Consider the following 21,701-nt stretch of genomic DNA (forward strand, 5'->3'; position numbering starts at 1 on the left):
GTCTGATGCGTAAGACGTTGATCGTGACCAATGATTTCCCGCCACGCCCCGGGGGAATCCAGGCTTTCCTGCACAGCATGGCGCTGCGGCTCGACCCGCGGCGGGTGGTGGTGTACGCCTCCACCTGGAAGCGGGACGCCGAAGGGCTGCGGTCCACCGCCGAGTTCGACGCCGAGCAGCCGTTCCCGGTCGTCCGGGACCGCACCACGATGCTGCTGCCGACACCGGCCGCCACCCGGCGCGCCGCCGGGCTGCTGCGCCAGCACGGCTGCACGGCCGTGTGGTTCGGCGCGGCGGCCCCGCTCGGCCTGATGACGCCCGCGCTGCGGGCGGCGGGCGCCGAGCGCGTGGTGGCCACGACGCACGGCCACGAGGCGGCCTGGGCCCAGCTCCCCGGCGCGCGCGGGCTGTTGCGGCGGGTCGGGGAACACACCGACACCCTCACGTACCTCGGCGAGTACACCCGCTCCCGCATCGCGCGGGCGCTGAGCCCGACGGCGGCGGCGCGGATGGTTCAACTGCCGCCGGGCGTGGACGAGAAGGCGTTCCACCCCGACTCGGGCGGCGCGGCGGTCCGGGCGGCGCTGGGCCTGAGCGACCGGCCGGTCGTGGTGTGCGTGTCACGGCTGGTGCCGCGCAAGGGGCAGGACACGCTGATCCGGGCGCTGCCCCGGGTGCTGGCGGTGGAGCCGGACACGGTGCTGCTGATCGTCGGTGGCGGCCCGTACCGGGCGGACCTGGAGAAGCTGGCTTCCCGGCTGGGCGTGAGCGCGTCGGTGCGGTTCACCGGCCCGGTGCCGTGGGATGAGCTGCCCGCGCACTTCGGCGCCGGGGACGTCTTCGCGATGCCCTGCCGCACGCGGCGGCGCGGCCTGGATGTGGAGGGCCTGGGCATGGTCTACCTGGAGGCGTCCGCGACCGGCCTCCCGGTCGTCGCCGGCGACTCCGGTGGCGCCCCCGACGCGGTCCTGGACGGCGAGACGGGCTGGGTGGTCCGCGCGGCCGGGTCAACGGCCCCCGAGGAGACGGCGGACCGCCTCCTGGCCCTCCTGTCGGACACCGAACTCCGCCGCCGCATGGGTGAACGTGGCCGCGCGTGGGTGGAAGAACGCTGGCGCTGGGACCTCCTGGTCGACCGCCTCCGCACCCTGCTGGGCTGACCGGGTCTCCGCCCACCCACCCCTTGTGGGGAGGCCGGTACCGCCGGGCGGTGGCTGTTTCGGGCCGCGGGGATGCCCGGGCCCGCGGCGGAGGTGGGGCCGCCCGCCCTGTTTCCGGTGAGCGGCCCGGCGATCGTTCGCCGTTCCTGGGTTCCTGAGTTCCTGGTTCCTGGGGTTTTCCTGAGGCGGAAGTCCCCGGGGCTCGCGCGCCCTCCGCGACCCCGGCGGTTCTCCGGACCCATGTCGGCGCGGTCCCGGGCTCGGCCCGCCCGCCCTCCCGGTGAGGGGCGGGCGGGGGAGAACCCCTGTCAGCGGTACAGCTCGTCGATCTCTGTCGCGAAGTCCTTCGCCACCACGTGCCGCCTCAGCTTCAACGACGGCGTCAGGTGGCCCGACTCCTCCGTGAAGTGGCCGGGGAGGACGCGGAATTCGCGGACCGCCTCGCCGCGGGAGACCGCCGCGTTGCCGCCGTCGATCGCCTCCTGGACCGCCGCCAGCAGCAGTGGGTGGGTCAGCAGCTCCTCGCGGGGCAGCTCGGTCAGGCCGTGGTCGGCCGCCCAGCGGGGGAGGAACTCGTCGTCCAGCGTGATCAGCGCGCCCACGAACGGGCGCCCCTCGCCGACGACCATGCACTCGGCGATCAGGGCGTGCGCCCGGACGCGGTCCTCGATCACGGCGGGTGCCACGTTCTTGCCGCCCGCCGTCACCAGGATCTCCTTCTTCCGCCCGGTGATGGTCAGATAGCCGTCCGCGTCGAGGGAGCCGACGTCGCCCGTGTGGTACCAGCCGTCCACCATCGCGCGGGCGGTGGCCTCCTCGTCGTGCCAGTACCCGGTGAACAGGTGGTCGCCGCGCACCAGCACCTCGCCGTCCTTCTCCGCGATCCGCACCGCGGAGCCCGGCAGCGGGCGGCCGACCGTGCCGATGCGGGGCGCGTCCCACGGGTTGAACGTGGTCGCCGCGCACGACTCCGTCAGGCCGTAGCCCTCCAGCACCGTGAAGCCGATGCCCCGGTAGAAGTGGCCGAGCCGTTCGCCCAGCGGGGCGCCACCGGAGATGGCGTGCGTGGCCCGGCCGCCCAGCGCGGCCCGCAGCTTGGCGAACACCAGCCGGTCAAAGACCCGGTGCCGCAGCCGCAGGCCCAGCGACGGGCCGGACGGCGTGTCCAGCGCCCGGCTGTAGGCGATCGCCGTGTCGGCGGCCCGGTCGAAGATCTTGCCCTTGCCGGCCTCATGCGCCTTCGCCCGCGCCGAGTTGTAGACCTTCTCGAAGACCCGGGGCACGCCGAGCACGATCGTCGGCCGGAACGAGGCCAGGTCGGCCGTGAGCGCGCGGACATCGGGCGCGTGCCCGAGCTTGATCGGGCCGAGTAGCGCCGCGACCCCGACCACCCGGCCGAAGACGTGGGCCAGCGGCAGGAACAGCAGCACCGAGCTCTCGCCCGTGCGGAACAACGGACCGAGCGCCGCGATGATGTTGCCGCACTCGGCGAGGAACGCCCGGTGGCTGAGCACACATCCCTTGGGCCGCCCGGTGGTGCCGGAGGTGTAGATGACGGTGGCGGTGGCGTCGGCGGTCAGGTCCGCGGTCGCCGCGTCCAGCTCCTCGTCGGTGACGTCCGCCCCGGCCGCCGTGAGCCGCGCGACCGCGCTCCCCTCGCCGGAGGCCGCCAGACACCACACGCGGGTCAGCTCCGGCAGCGTCTCGCGGACGGACTCGACCGTCGCCACGTGCGCCTCGGTCTCGACGACGACGCCGACCGCGCCGGAGTCCCGCAGGTTCCAGCCGACCTGCTCGGGCGAGCTGGTCTCGTACACCGGGACGGAGACCGCGCCGACCGACCAGATCGCGAAGTCCAGCAGCGTCCACTCGTACCGCGTACGCGACAACAGCCCGATCCGCTCGCCCGGTCGCACGCCCTGCGCGAGCAACCCCTTGGCGACCGCCCGTACCTCGGCGCGGAACTCCGTCGCCGTCACGTCCTCCCAGACGTCACCGCGCCGGCGCGCGATCACCGCGACGTCCGGGTGCCGCTCCGCGTTGGCGCGGAGCAGATCGACGAGACTGCCGTCGGCCGGCACCTCGTACCGGGCCGGAAGGCTGAATTCCTGCACTGCCGCTGCTCCTCGCCTGTGGTGTTCCCGGCCCCTTCGGCAGCCTACTCCGCCGCTCCCGTGCGGTCCGGCGGGCCGCTCGCGGTAGCCTTCCCCCGGACGGCACACGGGGAGAGAAGCGCGAGGAGCCACGGCGATGGCGGAACACACCAGGTCCAGTATCACCATCGAAGCCAGGCCGGCCGATGTCATGGCGGTGATCGCCGACTTCGGCCGCTACCCGGAGTGGACCGGGGAGGTCAAGGAGGCCGAGGTGCTCGCGACCGACGCCCAGGGCCGGGCCGAGCAGGTGCGGCTGTTGCTGGACGCCGGGGCCATCAAGGACGAGCACACCCTCGCGTACACCTGGCAGAGCGGGGAAGAGGTGAGCTGGTCGCTGGTGAAGTCCCGCATGCTGCGCGCCCTGGACGGCTCCTACCACTTGGCGCCGGTCTCCGACGGCAAGCGGACCGAGGTCACCTACCAGCTCACCGTCGACGTCAAGATCCCCATGCTGGGCACCATCAAGCGCAAGGCGGAGAAGGTCATCATCGACCGCGCGCTGGACGGGCTGAAGAAGCGGGTGGAGAGCTTCCCCGCGCGGCCATGACCGCAGGCCGGGTCCTCTTCGTCACCGGCCCCGGCGGTGACGGCACCACTACGGTCGCCGCCGCGACCGCGCTCGCCGCCGCCCGTGCCGGGCACCCCACGCTGCTGCTGAGCCGGGAGTCCCCGGCCGGGCTCGCCGCCCTGACCGGCGCCGCCCCGCCCGCGTGGCCCGCCGAACCCGATGAGCCCGCCCCCGGGCTGCACGTGGCCGCGACCGACCAGGCCGCCCGGTTCCGGGCGGGGGTGCTCGCCGCGCAGCGGTACGCCCGGCCGACCCTGGACGCGCTGGGCGCGGTCACCCTGGACGACGACGAGTTGACCGACCTGCCCGGGGCCGGCGCCGCCGCGCTGCTGACGGCCCTGCGCGCGGCCCACGCCACCGGCCGCTGGCAGTGGATCGTGGTGGACCTCCCGCCCGCCGCCGACGCGGTCCGGCTGCTCGCCCTGCCCGCGCAACTCCGCCGCTATCTGCGCCGCCTGCTGCCGCGCGAACGCCAGGCCGCCGGCTCGCTGCGCCCGCTGCTCGCCCAGCTCGCCGGGGTGCCGCTGCCCGCCGAGGGGCTGTACGAGTCGGCGGACCGCTGGGACGCGGCTCTGGCGGCCCTGCGGGAGCTGACCGAGGGGCCCGGCGCGGCCGTCCGCCTCGTCCTCGACCCGGGCGACCGTTCCGCCGGAGTGCTGCGCGCCGCCCGCGCCGGGCTCGCGCTGCACGGCCTGGCCATCGAGTCCCTGGTCGCCAACCGGCTGCTGCCCGCCCACTCGCCCGACCCGTGGCTGGCCTCGCTCGCCGAGCGGCAACGGGCCGCGCTGGACGGCGTCACCGCCGCCACCGGCCTGGTCGCGCCGCACCTCGTGCCGCGTCTGGTCCGCGAACCGGGCCTCGCGGACCTGGCGGAGCTGTTCGTGCCGCCGCCCCGGGAGCCGGGCCGGGCGGCGCGGAGCGAGCCGGAGATCGAGGACCGGCTGGCCGCCGACGGCGTCCTCGTCTGGCGCCTGTCGCTGCCGGGCGCGGTGCGCGCGGACCTCGGCCTGGTCCGCCGGGGCGACGAACTGGTCGTGGACGCCGGCCCGTTCCGCCGTGTCCTGCCGCTGCCCGCCGCGCTGCGCCGGTGCGCGGTGGCGGGCGCGTCGTTCGAAGGCGCGTCGTTCGGACGACATGCCGGCCTCGCCGTCCGTTTCGCGCCCGATCCCGACCGCTGGCCGGAGAGCACCCTCAACGGTCAGCCCCCGTTCGGGTAACGTCGACCGTACGGTCGAGCCCCAGGAGGCCGCGATGAGCGACAACACCGAACACACCGGTCGGCCCACCCCGCCGCCGGACCCCGACGCCTGGTCCACGGCGTGCGAGGAGGACCTCACCGCCGAGCGCGCCCGCAGGAGCGAGCGGTACGGCGCGCCGCCCGGCGACGCCGCCGCCGAGCTGCGGGCGCTCGCCGACGCCGTGACCGAGAAGATCGGCCGGCTCGGCGCGGCCCTCGGTCCGGGGATCGGCATGGCGGCCGGGCCGCTGGCCGCCCAGGCGCGATCCGCGCTGGACCCGGTGATCGAGCGGAACGCCGACACCTTCCAGCACCTCGCCAACGCCGGACAGGAGCTGCTCGCCGCCTACCGGGCCGCCGTGCTGGGGCACGAGCGGCGCTGGTCGCGCCCGGCGTCCGACGAGCCCCCGGGGGCCAATCGGGACGATGGGGGAGAACCCGGGGACACTCCGGGCTCCGAGCGCGTCGACCTCGACTGATCAGGGGGTTGCGCCGGTCACCCTCCGGTACCGTGGTCGCCAGGCGGGGATTCACTGACTTCACTTGAGGGACATATGGGACTGACCATCGGTGTCGATATCGGCGGGACGAAAATCGCGGCCGGGGTGGTCGACGAGGACGGCACGATTCTCGACATCTCCCAGGTGCCGACTCCGCCCACTCCCGAGGGCGTCGTCGAGGCCATCGCCGACGCGATCAAGACCGTCGGCAAGGGCGTCTCGGCCGAGGCGGTGGGTATCGGGGCCGCCGGATATGTGGACGACAAGCGCGCCACCATCCTGTTCGCGCCCAACATCCTGTGGCGCCACGAGGCCCTGAAGGACAAGATCGAGCAGCGGGTCAGCCTGTCCGTCGTCGTGGAGAACGACGCGAACGCCGCCGCCTGGGGCGAGTACCGCTTCGGCGCGGGCGCCGGCCACGACGACGTCATCTGCATCACCCTCGGCACCGGCCTGGGCGGCGGCATCATCATCGGCGGGAAGCTGCGCCGTGGACGGTTCGGCGTGGCCGGGGAGTTCGGCCACGTCCGGGTCGTGCCGGACGGCCTGTTGTGCGGCTGCGGCAGCCAGGGCTGCTGGGAGCAGTACGCCTCCGGGCGCGCCCTGGTCCGTTACGCCCGGCAGCGCGCCACCGCCACCCCCGACGCGGCGTCGGTCCTGCTGGGCCTGGGCGATGGCACGCCCGAGGGCATCGAGGGCAAGCACGTGAGCCTCGCCGCCCGGCAGGGCGACAAGGTCGCCGTCGACTCCTTCCGCGAGCTGGCCCGCTGGGCCGGGGCCGGGCTGGCCGACCTGGCCTCGCTGTTCGACCCGTCCGCCTTCATCGTCGGCGGTGGCGTCTCCGACGAGGGCGACCTCGTGCTCGACCCGATCCGCAAGTCGTTCCGGCGCTGGCTGGTCGGCAGCAGATACCGGCCGCACGCGCAGGTCCTGGCGGCTCAACTGGGCGGTCGCGCGGGCCTGGTGGGCGCGGCCGACCTGGCCCGCCAGGGCTAGTGCCCGCCGAGATCCGGCTGCTGAGCTACAACGTCCGATCCCTGCGTGACGACGCGGGGGCGCTGGCCCGGGTGATCCGGGCCGGCGCCCCCGATGTCGTCTGCGTGCAGGAGGCGCCGCGCTTCGTCGGCTGGCGCCGGCGGGCCGCCCGGCTGGGCCGGGCGACGGGCCTGGGGTATGTCAGCGGCGGCGCGCCCTCCTGCGGCACGATGATCATGTCGGCGCTGGGGCCCGTGGTCGAGTACGCCGGGTCCGTCACCCTGCCCCACACCCCCGGCACGCACCGGCGCGGCCTGGCCCTGGCGGTGCTGCGCTTCGGCACCGGCGCGCGGCTCGCGGTCGTGAGCTGCCATCTGAGCCTTCGGGCGGCGGAGCGGTACCGGCAGGCGGAGCTGTTGCTCGAACGGCTGGACCGGCTGACGGCGCCGCGCGGGGGCCGGGGCCGCATCCCGGGTGTGGTGGCCGGGGACCTCAACGACCGTCCGCACGGCGGCGCGTTCCGGATGCTCGCCGGGCGGCTGACGGACGCCTGGCGGCAGGCCCCGGAGGGCGGGGAGTTCACCTTCCCGTCCGCCGCGCCGGACCGCAGGATCGACGCCGTGCTGGGCACGTCCGGCGTCGAGGTGCTGGGCTGCGGGGTCCCGGAGGGACTGCCCGGCATCGGCCCCGAGGACGTGCGGCGGGCCACGGACCACCTGCCGCTGCTGGCCCGGCTGCGCCTCCCGGACCCGCCCCGGCCCTAAGGCCCGTCGTCAACGAGGCCGCCGTGCTCACGGCGTCTGGCACGTATGCTCGGCGCGTCGCCGAATCGCCCACGTGCTCCCCCAGACTCCGTCCGGGCGGACCCCCATGCGCCGAGGACGATCCGGCGTCTCGCGCTCGCCCGCGCCAGACGCCGTGGGCGGCCGGACGCCCCCTTTGAAGACGGACCCTCAAGCGTGTCGCGGAAGCCGTAGAGCGCCCGATTCCGGCCGTGATCGACAGTCACGACAGAGGGACTGTGCCCTGAATGGGGCGCTGCCTATGAGCTGCCCGCAGGGGCGCCCGAGGGACGATCGACCGTCGTCCGGCGGTTGCGCGACAGGCTTCGAAGGCTGTCCCGTGCTCTCGGCCCGTCCTGCCGACGCCCGTCTTGCCGCCACGCGCGGCTTCCGCCGTCAACCGACAACCTGTGCGCGTCGGGTCGCGTTGATCGCTGAGGCGGGGTCAAGGAATGGGGCCGGCGGTTTGCGGGACGGCTCTCAGACGACGGCGCCGCTGCCCGGATCGGCCCAGTCGTCGTCGCGGCCGTCCCGCATCCGCGTCACCAGCGTGGCGAAGCCGCCGAGAAAGCCGCCCACACCCAGGGTGACGATCCACCAGGTCATCTGCCGTTGCAGCAGCACGGTCACGATCAGCAGCAGCGGTCCGCCGAGGACCGCGATCCAGGCCAGCTTCGCGGCGAGGTCCGCCGCCGGCAGCGGCGGCGGCTCCGGCGGGACGAAGTGCCCCTCGTCCTCGTCCTCCGCCTCCCAGTCGCGGGGACCCTCGGGCGGCGGCTCGTCGGCCGGGCGGCCGGGCGGCTCGTCGGTGGTCGACGGCACGCCCAGCGGCCAGACGCCCGGCGGATCGGCGGGCTCCTCGCCGTATCCGGCGACGATCTCGGCCCAGGCGGCTTCCTCGTCGATCGGATCGCGGCCGTCGCCGCGCTCCTGGTCACGTTCCGTCACGGGCAGTCTTCCTTGTCGCGAGGCGGGTGATGAAGGCGTCCGTCTCCTGAAAGATACGCTCCGCGTCGTGGTCCAGGGTGGCCACGTGATAGCTCGATTCGAGGACCCGCTCGGTCACATCGGCCGAGGACACCGACGCCAGCACGGCCGCCGAGTCGGTGGGCGGCACGATATGGTCCACCCGGCTGCGCATCAGCAGCAACGGCTGTGTCACCTGGGCCAGTTCGCCCCGCACCAGCGCGAAAAGGGCGCGTACGGAGTACGCGGCGTGCAGCGGAACCCGCTCGTACCCCGACTCCTGGACGCCCTCCTTGGCGATGTCGGAGATCAGCCCCCGCGTGCTGGGCACCAGATGCCGGACCACCGGCAGCGCGTAGCCCTGGAGCCGTGGAAATGTGATCGCCGGATTGACCAGCCCGAGCCCGCTGACGGCTGCCCCGTGCCGGGCGGCGAGCCGCAGCGCCAGGGCGCCGCCCATGGACATGCCGCACACGAAGACCCGTTCGCAGCGCAGCGACAGCTCGCGCACCTCCCGGTCGACGGTGGCGTACCAGTCCTGCCAGCCGGTGCGTTGCAGGTCCTCCCAGCGCGTGCCGTGGCCCGGCAGGAGCGGCAGCGACACGGTGAGGCCCTGGGCGGCGAGGTGCTCGGCCCAGGGGCGGAGGGACTGAGGGGAGCCGGTGAAACCGTGACAGAGGAGAACGCCTGTCGGTGAACCGTCGTGTGTGAAGGGCTCGGCCCCGGGAAGAAGCTGTCGCATCGGCTCTCCTCCGTCGATGGTGGGCGCGCTTGTCACCCTACGCGCGTGGCTCGTGGGCGCGCCATGCCCGGATGCCCAGTAGGGTCGGCGGGAGAACACGGGAGGTGGCGCGGTGCTGTACGGCGCGATGAAGGTCTCCGTGGGGGCCGGGCTGAAGCTCGCTTTCCGGCCGTGGGTCGAGGGCCTGGAGCACGTGCCGGCCGAGGGACCCGCGATCCTCGCGAGCAACCATCTGTCGTTCTCCGACTCCTTCTTCCTGCCCGCGGTGCTGGACCGGAAGGTCACGTTCATCGCCAAGGCCGAGTACTTCACCTCGCCCGGCGTCAAAGGAAAGCTGACGGCCGCGTTCTTCAAGGGAGTCGGGCAGCTGCCGGTCGACCGTTCGGGCGCGCGCGGCGCGGGCGAGGCGGCGGTCCGTAGCGCGATCGCGGTGCTGGAGCGCGGCGAGCTGTTCGGCATCTACCCGGAGGGCACGCGATCCCCGGACGGCCGGCTGTACCGGGGCAAGTCGGGCGGCCTGGCCCGGGTGGCCCTGGCCACGGGGGCGCCGGTGATCCCGGTGGCGATGATCGACACGGAGAAGATCCAGCCGCCGGGCAAGGTCGTGCCGAAGCTGATGCGCCCCGGCATCAGGATCGGCGAGCCGCTGGACTTCAGCCGGTACCAGGGGATGGAGGGCGACCGCTTCATCCTGCGCTCGCTGACGGACGAGGTGATGTACGCGATCATGCGGCTGTCCGGCCAGGAGTACGTCGACATCTACGCGACGGCGGCGAAGCGGCGGCTGGCGGAAGAGGCGAAGAACCGCGCGCGGCCCGAATGAGCCGGCCCACGGGCCGCGCCGCGCGTCCGGTCGATCGGTTGTTCCCGCCCGCCCCCGGAAGGTGAGGGCGGGCGGGGGCCGTTCAGCGGGGGGACGGGGCCGCGTGGGGGGTCAGCAGGTCCTTCACGATCCTCGGGCCGTTCAGGGTCAGGACCGATTCGGGGTGGAACTGGACGCTCGTGAACGCGGGGCCGCGCAGGGCGTGGACTTCGTCCGTCGCCGGGTCGCGGCTCACCGCGATGTCCCGGCCGGACAGGGCGGCGGCCGTCGCCGGGTCGCAGCGGGCCGCGTACGAGTTGTAGAAGCCCACCGTCTCCGGGCGGCCGAGGAAGTCGATCCGTTCCTGGGCGCCCTGGTACGGCCGTGCCTTGCGGACCACGGGCAGGCCCAGCTCCGCCGCGATCAGCTCGTGGCCGAGGCAGACGCCGACCACCGGGTGCGCGTGGCCCGCCAGTAGATCCGCCGTCAGCGCGCGCAGCAGCCGCATCTTCGGATCCGCGGCGTCGCCCGGATCGCCCGGTCCCGGGCCGATGACCACCGGGCCCGGGTGGGCCAGAGCGCGTTCCCGCAGGCCCGGCACGTCGTACCGCGCCACCTCCACCCGGGCGCCGGTGGACCGCAGCAGGTGGGCGAGCATCGAGGTGAACGTGTCCTCGCCGTCCACCACCAGCACCTCGCCCGCACCGCCGCCCGCCCGGACGGGCTCCCGCAGCCGCAGCCAGAACGGCGCCAGCCCCGACCGGCGCTCCGCCAGCGCCGCCCGCACCCGGGGGTCGTCCGCGAGCCGGGGGCCGGTGCGCGCGGCGGGGGCCACGCCGGGCCGTACGCCGAGCGCGGCCAGCACGGCCGCCGCCTTGGCGTGGGTCTCGGCGACCTCGCTCGCCGGGTCCGAGGCCCGCACCAGCGTCGCCCCGACCGGGACGCGCAGCGTGCCGTCCGCCGCGTCGATGTCGGCGGTGCGGATCAGGATCGGGGAGTCCAGCGTCCGGGCGCCCCCCGCGTCGTGGCCCAGCAGCGCCAGCGCGCCCGCGTAGTAGCCGCGCCCGCCGCGCTCGTGGCGGCTGATCACCCGGCAGGCGTTCTCCACCGGACTGCCGGTCACCGTGGCGGCGAACATCGTCTCGCGCAGCACCTCCCGCACATCGAGCGTGCCGCGCCCCCGCAGCTCGTACTCGGTGTGCGCCAGGTGCGCCATCTCGCGCAGCCGGGGCCCGACGACCACGCCGCCCTGGTCGCCCACGGCGCACATCATCTTCAGCTCCTCGTCCACGACCATGGACAGCTCCTCGGTCTCCTTGCGGTCGCCGAGGAACGCCAGCAGCCCGGCCACGTCCGGGCCCCGCTCGGGATAGCGGTAGGTGCCGCTGATGGGGTTCATCACGACCGTCCCGCCGCTCATCCGCACATGCGCCTCGGGGCTCGCGCCGACCAGCACCCGCCGCCCGGTGTGCACGACGAACGTCCAGTAGGCGCCGCGCTCGGCGGCCAGCAGGCGGCGGAAGAGAGCGAGCGCGTCCGCGCGGCCGAAGCCGTCGATCCGGCCGGTGAAGGTGCGCCGGATCACGAAGTTGGCGCCCTGGCCGGCGCCGATCTCGTCCCGCACCACGTCGGCGACGATCCGTTCGTACGCCTCGTCGGACACGTCGAACGCGCCGTCGCGCACCGCGACCGGATGCCGGGGGAGCGCGGCGAGCACGTCGGCCAGCGGCAGTTCGCGGATCTCGTCGGGCAGCAGCACCGCGAGCGGGGTGCCGTCGTCGGCCGCCGCGAAGCCGCGCTCCGCGATCTGCCGGAACGGCACCAGGGCCAGCGCGCCGTCGTGGTCGGGGATGTCCGCGAGCCGTTCGAGCTCCACCACCGGGCCGGTCAGCACCTCGACCAGGCCGTGATCGCGGCCGGGCGTGCGACGGCGGAGGAGGGCGAACGGCGTGTCGTTCGTCACGAGCCGGCGGATCGCGGCGTCCGCCGGTCCGGCGGGCTCGGGGGTCTTCGGGGGCTGTGTCATGGGCGGGGGTCCCTTCCTGGTCGGAGGGAGGGACAGCCCGCGCGACGCGCCGAAGGCCGCCCCTCGGGCGGCCTTCGCGTCGATCGCTTGGTGGAACGCGCAGTCAGTGGGCCGCCGAGTGAGCGGTCCACCACCAGTTCCTGGTCTGCTGCGCGATCATGGGGCGCACCATATCGCACCCGTCCGGCGGTGTCTCATTCCCTGATCGGCGGGGTAGTGCTGCGAGCCGTACCACGTAATCTGGTCGGCGTGACCGTGAACGCTGACAGCAGCACATCGATCGCCACCTCCTGGCGAGACCTCCCCGCGGCGCAGCAGCCCGATTACCCGGACCTCGACGCTCTGCGCGGTGTGATCGCGGACCTTGAGACCTATCCGCCGCTCGTCTTCGCCGGCGAGTGCGACGCGCTGCGCGCCCGGCTGGGGGCCGTCGCCCGGGGCGAGGCGTTCCTGCTGCAGGGCGGGGACTGCGCCGAGGCGTTCGACCAGGTCGGCGCGGACCAGATCCGGGCCAAGCTGAAGACGCTGCTGCAGATGAGCGCGGTGCTCACGTACGCGGCGGCGGTGCCGGTCGTGAAGGTCGGCCGGATCGCCGGACAGTACTCCAAGCCCCGTTCGAAGCCGATCGAGACCCGGGACGGCGTCACCCTGCCGTCCTACCGGGGCGACTCGGTCAACGGCGCGGACTTCACCGCCGCGGCCCGGAGGCCCGACCCGGAGCGGCTGCGCCGGATGTACCACACCTCGGCCTCCACGCTGAACCTGGTGCGCGGCTTCACCACCGGCGGCTACGCGGACCTGCGCCAGGTGCACGCCTGGAACCAGGACTTCGTGCGGAACTCGGCGTCGGGGCAGCGATACGAGGCGCTGGCCCGGGAGATCGACAGCGCGCTCAACTTCATGAAGGCGTGTGGAGCGGATCCGGCCGAATTCCACTCGGTGGAGTTCTACGCCTCGCACGAGGCGCTGCTGCTGGACTACGAGGGCGCGCTGACGCGCGTCGACTCGCGCAGCGGCGCGCTGTACGACGTGTCGGGCCACATGGTGTGGATCGGTGAGCGGACCCGGCAGCTCGACGGCGCGCACGTCGCCTTCGCCGCCTCGATCCGCAACCCGATCGGCGTCAAGCTCGGCCCGACGACCACGGCGGAGGAGGCGCTCGCGCTGATCGACCGCCTCGACCCCGAGCGCGAGCCGGGCCGGCTGACGTTCATCACGCGGATGGGCGCGGACCGCGTCCGTGACCGGCTGCCCGCCCTGATCGAGAAGGTGACCGCGGCCGGGGCGCAGGTGGCCTGGGTCTGCGACCCGATGCACGGCAACACCTTCGAGGCCGCCTCCGGCCACAAGACGCGGCGCTTCGACGACGTGCTGGACGAGGTCAAGGGCTTCTTCGAGGTGCACAAGGGCCTGGGCACGCACCCGGGCGGCATCCACGTGGAGCTGACCGGCGACGACGTGACGGAGTGCGTGGGCGGCGGCGACGAGATCTTCGTCGACGACCTGCACCAGCGGTACGAGACGGCCTGCGACCCGCGGCTCAACCGCAGCCAGTCGCTGGACCTGGCGTTCCTGGTGGCGGAGATGTACCGGTCCTGAGCTGACGCGGAACCCGATGGTGCGGTGCCCCGGAACGTGGTCCGAGCCACATTCCGGGGCACTGTTCCGTTCTCTCCGGGGCGGGGTAAGGTAAGGCATGCCTCAGTAAGCCATCGGAGGGTGAAGCGTGTTCGTCTGCTCGTGCTTCGGGATCACGGAGCAGCAGGTGCGTGACCACGCCGCGGCCGGGGCTTGCACCCCGCGGCAGATCGCCTCCGAGTGCAAGGCCGGCACGGACTGCGGTTCCTGCGTGCGCCGCATCCAGGGGCTGCTGGGCCGTGGCGCCGTCGCGCGGGACCGCGCGGACGCCGCCGTACCGGCGGTCTCAGCCGTCTCCGCCGTGATCTGAGCCGTCCCCGCTGGGCTGCTCGATCTGCTGCGCGATGTAGAGCGGCTCGCCCAGCTTCGCGACGAGCTCCAGCTGGGTGTCCAGGTAGTCGATGTGGTGCTCCTCGTCCGCGAGGATCGCCTCGAAGATCTTGGCCGAGGTGACGTCGCCCTTGGCCCGCATCACCTCCACGCCGCGCCGCAGGCGGTCGATGGCCTCGACCTCGATCTGCCGGTCCGCCTGGAACATCTCGGTGACCGTCTGCCCGACCCGGACGTGGAAGAGCCGCTGGTAGTTCGGCAGCCCCTCCAGGAAGAGGATCCGGTCGGTGAGCACCTCCGCGTGCCGCATCTCGTCGAACGACTCGTCGCGGGTGTACTTGGCCAGTCTCGTCCAGCCGAAGTTCTCCTGCATCTTCGCGTGCAGGAAGTACTGGTTGATCGCGGTCAGTTCGGCCGTGAGCTGTTCGTTCAGGAACTCGATGACTTCGGGGTCGCCCTGCATGGCGGCGCGCTCCTTCCCTGGGCGGGGGCGTTGTCCGCGCATCCTGGCATCGCGGAGGCGGCGCGTCCAGTAAGTGAAGGCTTACCGAATCGCCCTGATTCCGGGAGATTGCCGGGGTTTTCCGGGGGGCGGCTCCGGGGGTGGCGGGGTGGCGGTGCGAGCGCGTCCGGGGGGTCTGTCACCATGGAGTCATGGGTCAGCCGGACAGCCGCGCGGGGGAGGCGCCCCAGCGGCGCGGGGACGACCGGCTTCCGCCGGGCCAGCGCCCGCAGCGTGGCTGGCCGGTGACGCACTACGGCCCGGTCCCCAAGTTCCGCGCCGAGCGCTGGGAGTTCCGCGTCTTCGGGGCGACGGCGGATGGCGACAAGCACTGCTGGACCCACGAGGAGTTCGCCGCGCTGCCGTACGAGACGGTTGTCGGGGATCTGCACTGCGTGACCAAGTTCAGCATGCTGGACGTCGAATGGGGCGGTGTGCGCGCGGCCACGGTCATGTCGCTGGCCCCGCCCGCGCCCGGTGTCACCCATGTGATGGTGTGGGCCGAGTACGGCTACAGCGCCAATCTGCGGCTCGCGGACTTCACCGACGGGCGCACCCTCTTCGCCACCCACCGGGCGGGCGAGCTGCTGACGGCCGAGCACGGCTTCCCGCTGCGCCTGGTGGTGCCGCACCTGTATGCCTGGAAGGGCCCGAAGTGGGTGCGCGGCGTGGAGTACATGACGGCCGACCGCCGCGGCTTCTGGGAGGAGCGCGGCTATCACAACGTGGGCGACCCGTGGGGCGAGCAGCGGTACTCCTACCAGGAGGAGCCGGGCGACGGCCCCGAGCTGTGATCCGGGGCGCCGGCGACGGGCTCAGCCGTCGCGCAGCTCCTTGAGCCGCGCCACGTCGGCGGCGTGTCCCGCCGCCCTGCCGGGGGTCTCGATGATCAGCGGAACGCCCGCCGTCGCCGGGTGCCGGAGCAGGTCCGCGAACGGCTCCGCGCCGATGTGCCCGGCGCCGACGTTCTCGTGCCGGTCCTTGTGGGCGCCCGCCACGTCCTTGGAGTCATTGGCGTGGATCAGCCGCAGCCGGCCGGGCCCGGCGACCTCCACCAGCTCGTCCAGCAGCGCCTTGGCGCCGCCGGGCGCCGCGAGGTCGTGACCGGCGGCGAAGGCGTGGCAGGTGTCCAGGCAGATCCCCAGGCTTGGGTGCCCGTCGAGCGCCGCCAGATACGGTCCGAGGTCCTCGACGCGCGAGCAGAGCGAGGCACCCTGGCCCGCCGTGGGCTCCAGCAGCAGCGGAGGGTCGTCGTCGGTCAGCTCGTCCAGCAGCGGCAGCAGCAGCTCCCGCACCTGGGCCAGCGCCGTTCCCCGGCTCCGGCCGCCGGTCGCGGCACCGGTGTGGACGACGACGCCGCGCGCTCCGATCGCGCGGGCGCGGCGCAGCGAGTGGCGGAGCGAGACGACGGAGAGCCGGGCGGTGTTCTCGTTGTCCGACCCCAGGTTGATCAGATACGGCGCGTGCACGTACGCGGGCAGGTCCTCGACGGCGCACGCGGCGCGGAAGAGCTCGTCCTGGCGCGGGTCCCCGGCCGGGGTGGCCCAGCCGCGCGGATTGGCGACGAAGACCTGGAGGGCCTCGGCGCCCATCACGCGGGCGTAGGGAACGCCGATGGCGGCCAGGCCCCCGGCTACGGGGACATGGCCGCCGATGGGATTGCGGTCGCGGGGGCGGGGCCGCCGCGGTGGGGAAACGCTCACCCGTCCAGAATGCCAGCCGGCGCGATCGGCTCGCTTCGTCCGGGCGCGGCTCAGTACGCGCCGAAGACGTTGTCGATCGAGCCGTAGCGGTCGGCCGCGTAATTCGCGGCGGCGACGAGGTTGGCGACCGGGTCGTAAATGTCGTACGGCGTGCCCTCGACGTAATAGGCGTCGAACGTGGGCTGGATCACCTGGAGCAGACCGATCGACGGGGTGCCGTTGATCGCGTTGATGTCCCAGAGATTGATCGCTTTCGGGTCGCCGCTCGATTCCCGCATGATGTTCCGGTGCAGGCCGTCGTAGGTGCCCGGAATTCCGTTCGCCGCCATGACGTCCAGCGCCTCGCGAATCCAGCCGTCGAGGTCGTCGGTGTAGACCGGGGCGGCGGGCTCGGCGGCGGGCTCGGCGGCGGGTTCGGCGGCTGGTTCGGCGGCGGGTTCGGCGGCGGGCGGCTCGGTGGTGGCCTCGGCGACCTCGGCGACCTCGGCGACCTCGGTGACCGAGGACTCCGCGCGCTCGGCGTCGCGGTCGGCGGCCCGCTCGGCCTCGTGCGCGGCCTCGGCGGCCTCGCGCGCTGCGTCCGCGTCGGCGCCGGCCCGGCGGGCGGCGTCGGTGTGCTGCCGCTCGGCGGCGCCGGCCAGCACGGATCCGACCTCGGTGGCGTTCGCGGCGCGCTCGGCGGTCCGCAGGGCGTTGCCGTCGGACGCCGGACGCTGGCCCGGTATGTCGGCGGCCTTCAGATCGAAGGAGACGGCCCGGTCGGTCCGGGCGCCGGCCGCGGGCTGCCCGGAGTCGGCGGCGGCCGGGACGACGGTGAGGGCCAGGGCCGCCACACCCGCCGAGGCGAGCGCGGCGGTGGCGGTACTGCGCATGCGGGACGTGCGGGGCTTGGGGAAGCTGCGAAGAGCGGGCATTCGGGGCGACCTCTGTTCTCGCGCGGGGTTCGGTGGCCTTGGTAACAGCACTCCGAAACCGAATGCAAAGACCTCCGGTACTACCGCGCCTAGTGCCCGGCGGATGAGCGAGAAGAAGGAAAGGCCGCTTTTCCCCCGCCGCGTGGGGCGGAAAAGGGAGCGGCGGCGGCACTATCCGCCCTCGTAAGTGACTTTGGTCCTGTGGCGGGGCTCACAGAATGTCGATGATTCGCGACGGCGAAAACAAGGAATCGACGGTGCGGTCGGATCCGGTGCCGTCAGCGGACCCAGATGGTGATCGTGGAGCCGCGCGGGGCGCTGTCCCCGCTGTGTACGGACTGGTTGAACACCTCGCCGGTGAAGAACAGCCGGTTCACGTCCACCTCGAAGCCCGCCGCCTCCAGGACGTCGCGTGCCTCGCCCTCGTCCATGCCGCGGACGTCGGGCACCACGATCATCTCCGGCCCCTTGGAGAGCGTCAGCCGGATCGTGTCCCCCTCGCCGGTGCTCTCCCCGGCCCGGAGGGACTGCTCCGCGACGGTGCCCGCCTCCTCCTCGGCGTACACGCGCTCGGACTCGACCTCCACCTCCAGGCCCAGGGCCTCCAGCGCCCTGGTCGCCGCGGCCTCGCCGAAACCGGTGACGTCCGGCACGGTGATCTCCCGGCCCCTGCTGACGGCCAGGTCGACGGCCTGGTTCGGCCGCCGTTCCTCGCCCGCGGGCGGATCGGTCTCGATCACCGAGCCGCGCGGCACCTCCGTGGAGTACCGCCAGCTCTCGTCGCCGGGGCTCAGCCCGGCCTCCTCCAGCTCCCGCTGGGCGTCCTCCAGCGGCAGCCCACGGACGTTGGGCACCTCCGTCACCTCGGGGCCCTGGGAGACCGTGATGGTGACGGTCGCGTTCTTCCTGATCCGCTCGCCGCGCCCGGGGTCGGTCGAGATCACGTGGCCCGGCTCCACCGTCTCGGAGAAGTCCTCCTCGACCCGCACGCGCAGCCCGGCGTCCCGCAGCGCCCGCTCGGCCTCGGCCCGCGGCAGGTCGTACACGCCGGGGGTGCGGAGGAACTGGCCCGAGTTGATGTACCAGATCCCCACGCCGCCCAGGAGCAGTACCAGCACCGCGATGATCAGCGGTACCGGTCGGGGGCGCGGCAGCCGCCGACCGCGCGCGGGCGCCGGGGGGAGGGGAGGCGGGGGCAGCGGTGGCAGCTCGATGCGGGCGGTGACGTTCACGCCGTCGGAGCGGTGCGCGGCCACGTCCGGCGGGCGCGGCACCACGCTCGTGCGGTCCTCGGGGCCCACGGCCGCCTGCCCGGCGGTCGCGGCGGCGCGGGCGGGCGGCACGATGTCGAGCTGCCCGTCGGTCAGCGCGGCGCGTACCGCTCGCGTCAGCGACCACAGCCCGGCGGCGTCGGCCGGGCGGCGCATCGGCTCGCGCGCGGCGGCCCGCGCCACCAGACCGTCCAGCTCGGCCGCCAGCTCCGGCACGGCGAGCGAGGGCAGTGGCACGTCCTCGTTCACGTGCGCGTACAGCACGCGGGCCGGGGAGTCCCCGGTGTGCGGCTTCGCGCCCGTCAGCGTCTCGTACAGCAGCACGCCGCAGGCGTACACGTCGGTGCGGGCGTCCACGGCGCGGCCGTCGATCTGCTCGGGCGCCAGGTAGGAGACGGTGCCGAGCAGTGAGCCGGTGGTGGCCGAGGTGTGCGTGTCCACGCCGCGCACCAGGCCGAAGTCCGCGACCTTCACCCGGCCGTCGTCGCCGATCAGGACGTTCTCCGGCTTGATGTCGCGGTGGATCAGCCCCGCCAGGTGCGCGGCGGCGAGCCCGGCGAGCATCGGCTCCAGGATGTCCAGGGCCGCCCGGGGCGACAGCGCGCCGCGCTCGCGGAGCACGTCCCGCAGGGTGCAGCCGGCGACGTACTCCATGGCGAGGTACACGTAGGGGCCGTCGGTGCCCTGGTCCAGGACGCCGACGATGTTCGGGTGGCCCAGCCGGGCCGCCGACTTGGCCTCGCGGATGAACCGTTCGACGAACGCGGCGTCCGCCGCCAGCGCGGGATGCATCACCTTCAGCGCGAGCACCCGGTCGAGACGGGTGTCCAGTGCCCGGTAGACCGTCGCCATGCCGCCCACGGCGATCCGCTCCTCGACCCGGTAGCGGCCGTCGACAACGTGCCCGATCAGCGGGTCGTGAAGGGTGGCGTCCACGGCACACGAGTGTACGAGGAACGCGACGGCCCCCGGCCGCCCCGGATCGGCCGGGGGCGGGACTGCAGCCGAACGGTGACGGAATCCGGCACCCGTGCCCGGTCGGCCCTCACCCGCCGGTGGTCAGGCCGAGCGACTCACGGATGGCGATCTCCCAGTCGACACCGAGCAGGGTGTAGCCGGAGTCGACCGCCTCCTCGAACGCGGCCACGTCCGCGGCGTCCCTCGCCGCCCGCCAGTGGCGCAGGCTGAGCTCGCGCGCCTCGACCAGGCTCGGGACGAGCTCCGCGACCTCGCCGGACCAGCTCCCCGCCGACAGCTCCGTGATCTCCCGCTCGATGTCCCCGACCATGTCCGCGGCCCACTCGCGGCGCTCGGAGAGCCGCTCGCCGGTCCCCGGCTCGTCCCAGATGGACAGCTCCAGCGGCGTGGTGATCTCCAGGTACCGCGACTGCTCGGGCCCCAGGGCGCCCGCGTCGCCGCGCAGGGTCTCCGTCAGCTCCGGGCCCTCGTCGTGGCCGAGGAAGCACAGGATCTCCCGGTCGCCGAACTGCCAGCTCTCGGCCACCGGGTAGTAGTAATAGGGGAAGACCTCGTAGGGCAGCGTCCAGGTGTCCAGGATGTAGTCCTGGAGCAGCTCGTCGCACTCGCGGATGGAGATCTCGCGCAGCTCCTCCTCGCCGGGGAAGGCGTCGTAGCCCTCCACGTGCGCGAGACCGTACGCCTCGGCCTCGTGCGGGCTGTCGCAGGGCAGCCGGGTGACCGTCATCTCCTGGGCGCCGCCGCCGAAGCCCTCCAGGCCGACGCCGGAGTCGAAGCAGTCGCCGACCCTGATGTCGAAGACGTCGATCTCGACGGCCTCGGGACCGGGGTCCTGGGGACGGTCGTCGGGCAGCGCGTCGTCGCTGTGCTCGCCGTCGCCGCTGTCGCCGCTGTCGTCCTCGGCGGTGTGGACGACGACCGGGACGATGACGGACAGCGCCACGATCTGCGCCGAGGCGATGACCACGGCCGCGATGGCGAGCCCCTTCCCGCGCTGGTGCCGGACGCCGAGCCGGGCCAGGGCGAGGATGCCGAGGGCGAGACCGGCGGGGAAGACGAACAGCGACAGGACGAACGCGGTGATCGCCATCCCGCTGAACTCGACCCGCGGCGGCACCGCCCAGCCCAGCGGATAGCCGTACGACGGCGCGGCCGACGGCACCTGCTGGGCGCCCCAGCCCTGGGTCTGAGGCCCGGGCGTGGTCCATGGGTCGGGTGGGGGTGTGGGGTGACCGTGGCCGGTGGTCGCGGGTCCGCGTGCGGCCCAGCCTCGCGCGGAGGCGTCCGGTGCCGCGGGCGTGGTCCATGGGTCGGGTGGGGGTGTGGGGTGACCGTGGCCGGTGGTCGCGGGTCCGCGTGCGGCCCAGCCTCGCGCGGAGGCGTCCGGTGCCGCCGGGGCGGCGGTGTCGTGGGCCCGAGGCCCGGGACCGGCCCACGGATCCGGCGCGGGCGAGGGCCCGGCGCCCGGGGCGGGCGGTGTCGTTTCGGGGGAGGTGGTGCCGGGTGGTGCCCAGCTCCGCTCCGGGGCGTGCTCCTGGTCCGTCGGCGGGGTGGGCGGTTCCGGGGCCGGATCCGGGGGTGGATCCTGCGGTGTGCTCACGGTTCCCCCCATAGGTCTAGTCCCCCCGACGACAAGCGTGGATCGTATATCAGTGCGAGAAGGCCGGACGTTCCGGATCGAGCGCCGCCAGGCCCGTCGTCGGCGAGGACGCCTCCGCGAAGTGGCGGCGGGGGATCCTGCCCGCCAAGTGGGCCAGGCGGCCCGCCGTCACGGCGTGACGCATCGCCTCGGCCATCAGCACCGGGCGCTGGGCGCGCGTCACCGCCGAGGCCAGCATCACGCCCGCGCAACCCAGCTCCATCGCCACCGCCGCGTCCGACGCGGTGCCCGCGCCCGCGTCCAGGATCACGGGGACCGACGCGCGTTCCACGATGAGCTGGAAGTTGTGCGGGTTGCGGATGCCGAGGCCGGAGCCGATGGGGGAGCCCAGCGGCATGATCGCCGCGCAGCCCGCGTCCTCCAGTCGCCGCGCCAGCACGGGGTCGTCGTTCGTGTACGGCAGGACCGTGAAGCCGTCGTCCACCAGCGTCTCGGCGGCGTCCAGCGTGGCCACCGGATCGGGCAGCAGGGTGCGCTCGTCGGCGATGACCTCCAGCTTGATCAGGTCCGTGCCCAGTGCCTCCCGCGCCAGCCGCGCCGTCAGCACCGCCTCGCCCGCCGTGTAGCAGCCCGCCGTGTTGGGCAGCGGGCGGATGCCCAGCTCCGTCAGCACGGACAGCACCGAGCCGCGCACCCCGGGGTCGAGGCGGCGCATCGCCACCGTCGTCAGCTCCGTGCCCGAGGCCGCCAGCGCGCCGCGCAGCACCTCCAGGCTGGGCGCGCCGCCGGTGCCCATGATCAGGCGCGAGGTCAGCCGCAGGCCGCCCAGCGTCAGTGGTTCGTCGTCCATC

The 21,701-nt window shown here is 73.8% G+C and carries 21 protein-coding genes; 10 read left to right on the forward strand and 11 right to left on the reverse strand.

What is annotated here, in order from left to right; translation table 11 throughout:
- Nucleotides 1-5: 5 nt before the first annotated feature.
- Nucleotides 6-1,160: a glycosyltransferase family 4 protein gene (locus OIE51_RS21920; RefSeq protein WP_326599457.1), complete on the forward strand. Its 1,155-nt coding sequence runs from the start codon at nt 6-8 to the stop codon at nt 1,158-1,160.
- Between the two features lie 308 nt (nt 1,161-1,468).
- Here the strand turns inward: OIE51_RS21920 and OIE51_RS21925 are convergent, their stop codons facing one another.
- Nucleotides 1,469-3,274, reverse strand: a complete 1,806-nt coding sequence (locus OIE51_RS21925; RefSeq protein ID WP_326599458.1) for an AMP-dependent synthetase/ligase — start codon at nt 3,272-3,274, stop codon at nt 1,469-1,471.
- 136 nt (nt 3,275-3,410) lie between these two features.
- Here OIE51_RS21925 and OIE51_RS21930 point away from each other — a divergent pair, with 136 nt between their 5' ends.
- From OIE51_RS21930 to OIE51_RS21950, 5 genes are all read left to right on the forward strand, one after another.
- Nucleotides 3,411-3,863 carry an SRPBCC family protein gene (locus OIE51_RS21930; protein WP_326599459.1) on the forward strand — a complete coding sequence of 151 codons (453 nt, stop codon included), beginning with the start codon at nt 3,411-3,413 and terminating at the stop codon, nt 3,861-3,863.
- The gene (locus tag OIE51_RS21935) at nt 3,860-5,101 is read left to right on the forward strand and encodes an ArsA family ATPase (RefSeq protein WP_326599460.1); all 1,242 of its coding nucleotides are present in this window, start codon (nt 3,860-3,862) and stop codon (nt 5,099-5,101) included. Before OIE51_RS21930 ends, OIE51_RS21935 begins: the two co-directional genes overlap by 4 nt.
- Nucleotides 5,102-5,135: 34 nt before the next feature.
- Entirely contained in the window at nt 5,136-5,600 is a 465-nt protein-coding gene (locus tag OIE51_RS21940; RefSeq protein ID WP_326599461.1) for a DUF5304 domain-containing protein, read from the forward strand.
- A 75-nt stretch (nt 5,601-5,675) separates the two neighbouring features.
- A complete protein-coding gene (locus tag OIE51_RS21945) occupies nt 5,676-6,617 on the forward strand; it encodes an ROK family glucokinase (RefSeq protein ID WP_326599462.1) in 942 nt (313 codons plus the stop codon).
- Nucleotides 6,617-7,360, forward strand: coding sequence for an endonuclease/exonuclease/phosphatase family protein (locus OIE51_RS21950; protein ID WP_326599463.1), 744 nt, complete (start codon nt 6,617-6,619; stop codon nt 7,358-7,360). Before OIE51_RS21945 ends, OIE51_RS21950 begins: the two co-directional genes overlap by 1 nt.
- Nucleotides 7,361-7,858: 498 nt before the next feature.
- On the opposite strand, the gene OIE51_RS21955 is transcribed toward OIE51_RS21950, so the two are convergent.
- On the reverse strand, nt 7,859-8,332 hold the full coding sequence (locus OIE51_RS21955) for a hypothetical protein (RefSeq protein ID WP_442812072.1): 474 nt from the start codon (nt 8,330-8,332) through the stop codon (nt 7,859-7,861).
- Nucleotides 8,313-9,086 (reverse strand): alpha/beta hydrolase, encoded by a 774-nt coding sequence (locus OIE51_RS21960; RefSeq protein WP_326599465.1) that lies wholly within the window; start codon nt 9,084-9,086, stop codon nt 8,313-8,315. Before OIE51_RS21960 ends, OIE51_RS21955 begins: the two co-directional genes overlap by 20 nt.
- A gap of 112 nt (nt 9,087-9,198) precedes the next feature.
- Here OIE51_RS21960 and OIE51_RS21965 point away from each other — a divergent pair, with 112 nt between their 5' ends.
- Entirely contained in the window at nt 9,199-9,909 is a 711-nt protein-coding gene (locus OIE51_RS21965) for a lysophospholipid acyltransferase family protein (protein WP_326599467.1), read from the forward strand.
- Nucleotides 9,910-9,991: 82 nt separating this feature from the next.
- Here the strand turns inward: OIE51_RS21965 and OIE51_RS21970 are convergent, their stop codons facing one another.
- Both OIE51_RS21970 and OIE51_RS27030 read right to left on the reverse strand, forming a co-directional pair.
- A complete protein-coding gene (locus OIE51_RS21970; RefSeq protein WP_326599468.1) occupies nt 9,992-11,914 on the reverse strand; it encodes an anthranilate synthase family protein in 1,923 nt (640 codons plus the stop codon).
- A 103-nt stretch (nt 11,915-12,017) separates the two neighbouring features.
- Nucleotides 12,018-12,191 (reverse strand): trp operon leader peptide, encoded by a 174-nt coding sequence (locus tag OIE51_RS27030; protein WP_442811989.1) that lies wholly within the window; start codon nt 12,189-12,191, stop codon nt 12,018-12,020.
- On the opposite strand from OIE51_RS27030, the gene OIE51_RS21975 reads away from it, so the two are divergent.
- Entirely contained in the window at nt 12,164-13,513 is a 1,350-nt protein-coding gene (locus OIE51_RS21975) for a class II 3-deoxy-7-phosphoheptulonate synthase (RefSeq protein ID WP_326599469.1), read from the forward strand. The genes OIE51_RS27030 and OIE51_RS21975 overlap by 28 nt on opposite strands.
- A 127-nt stretch (nt 13,514-13,640) precedes the next feature.
- The gene (locus tag OIE51_RS21980; protein WP_326599470.1) at nt 13,641-13,862 is read left to right on the forward strand and encodes a (2Fe-2S)-binding protein; all 222 of its coding nucleotides are present in this window, start codon (nt 13,641-13,643) and stop codon (nt 13,860-13,862) included.
- Here OIE51_RS21980 and bfr read toward each other — a convergent pair.
- Nucleotides 13,839-14,345 carry a bacterioferritin gene (gene bfr / locus OIE51_RS21985; protein WP_326599472.1) on the reverse strand — a complete coding sequence of 169 codons (507 nt, stop codon included), beginning with the start codon at nt 14,343-14,345 and terminating at the stop codon, nt 13,839-13,841. The genes OIE51_RS21980 and bfr overlap by 24 nt on opposite strands.
- A 191-nt stretch (nt 14,346-14,536) precedes the next feature.
- On the opposite strand from bfr, the gene OIE51_RS21990 reads away from it, so the two are divergent.
- Nucleotides 14,537-15,178 (forward strand): sulfite oxidase-like oxidoreductase, encoded by a 642-nt coding sequence (locus OIE51_RS21990; RefSeq protein ID WP_326599474.1) that lies wholly within the window; start codon nt 14,537-14,539, stop codon nt 15,176-15,178.
- 21 nt (nt 15,179-15,199) lie between these two features.
- Here OIE51_RS21990 and OIE51_RS21995 read toward each other — a convergent pair whose 3' ends face one another.
- From OIE51_RS21995 to OIE51_RS22015, 5 genes are all read right to left on the reverse strand, one after another.
- Entirely contained in the window at nt 15,200-16,087 is an 888-nt protein-coding gene (locus OIE51_RS21995) for a deoxyribonuclease IV (protein WP_326599475.1), read from the reverse strand.
- 50 nt (nt 16,088-16,137) lie between these two features.
- Nucleotides 16,138-17,001 (reverse strand): transglycosylase SLT domain-containing protein, encoded by an 864-nt coding sequence (locus OIE51_RS22000; protein ID WP_326599476.1) that lies wholly within the window; start codon nt 16,999-17,001, stop codon nt 16,138-16,140.
- Nucleotides 17,002-17,279: 278 nt separating this feature from the next.
- Nucleotides 17,280-19,208, reverse strand: a complete 1,929-nt coding sequence (pknB, locus tag OIE51_RS22005; RefSeq protein WP_326599477.1) for a Stk1 family PASTA domain-containing Ser/Thr kinase — start codon at nt 19,206-19,208, stop codon at nt 17,280-17,282.
- A 109-nt stretch (nt 19,209-19,317) separates the two neighbouring features.
- Complete coding sequence (locus OIE51_RS22010) at nt 19,318-20,412, reverse strand: DUF4190 domain-containing protein (RefSeq protein WP_326599478.1); 1,095 nt, start codon at nt 20,410-20,412, stop codon at nt 19,318-19,320.
- Between the two features lie 487 nt (nt 20,413-20,899).
- The gene (locus OIE51_RS22015) at nt 20,900-21,700 is read right to left on the reverse strand and encodes a thiazole synthase (protein ID WP_326599479.1); all 801 of its coding nucleotides are present in this window, start codon (nt 21,698-21,700) and stop codon (nt 20,900-20,902) included.
- Between the last annotated feature and the right edge of the window lies 1 nt (nt 21,701).

It is taken from the genome of Streptomyces sp. NBC_01803, from assembly GCF_035917415.1.
In the GTDB taxonomy this organism is placed as follows: Bacteria; Actinomycetota; Actinomycetes; order Streptomycetales; family Streptomycetaceae; genus Streptomyces.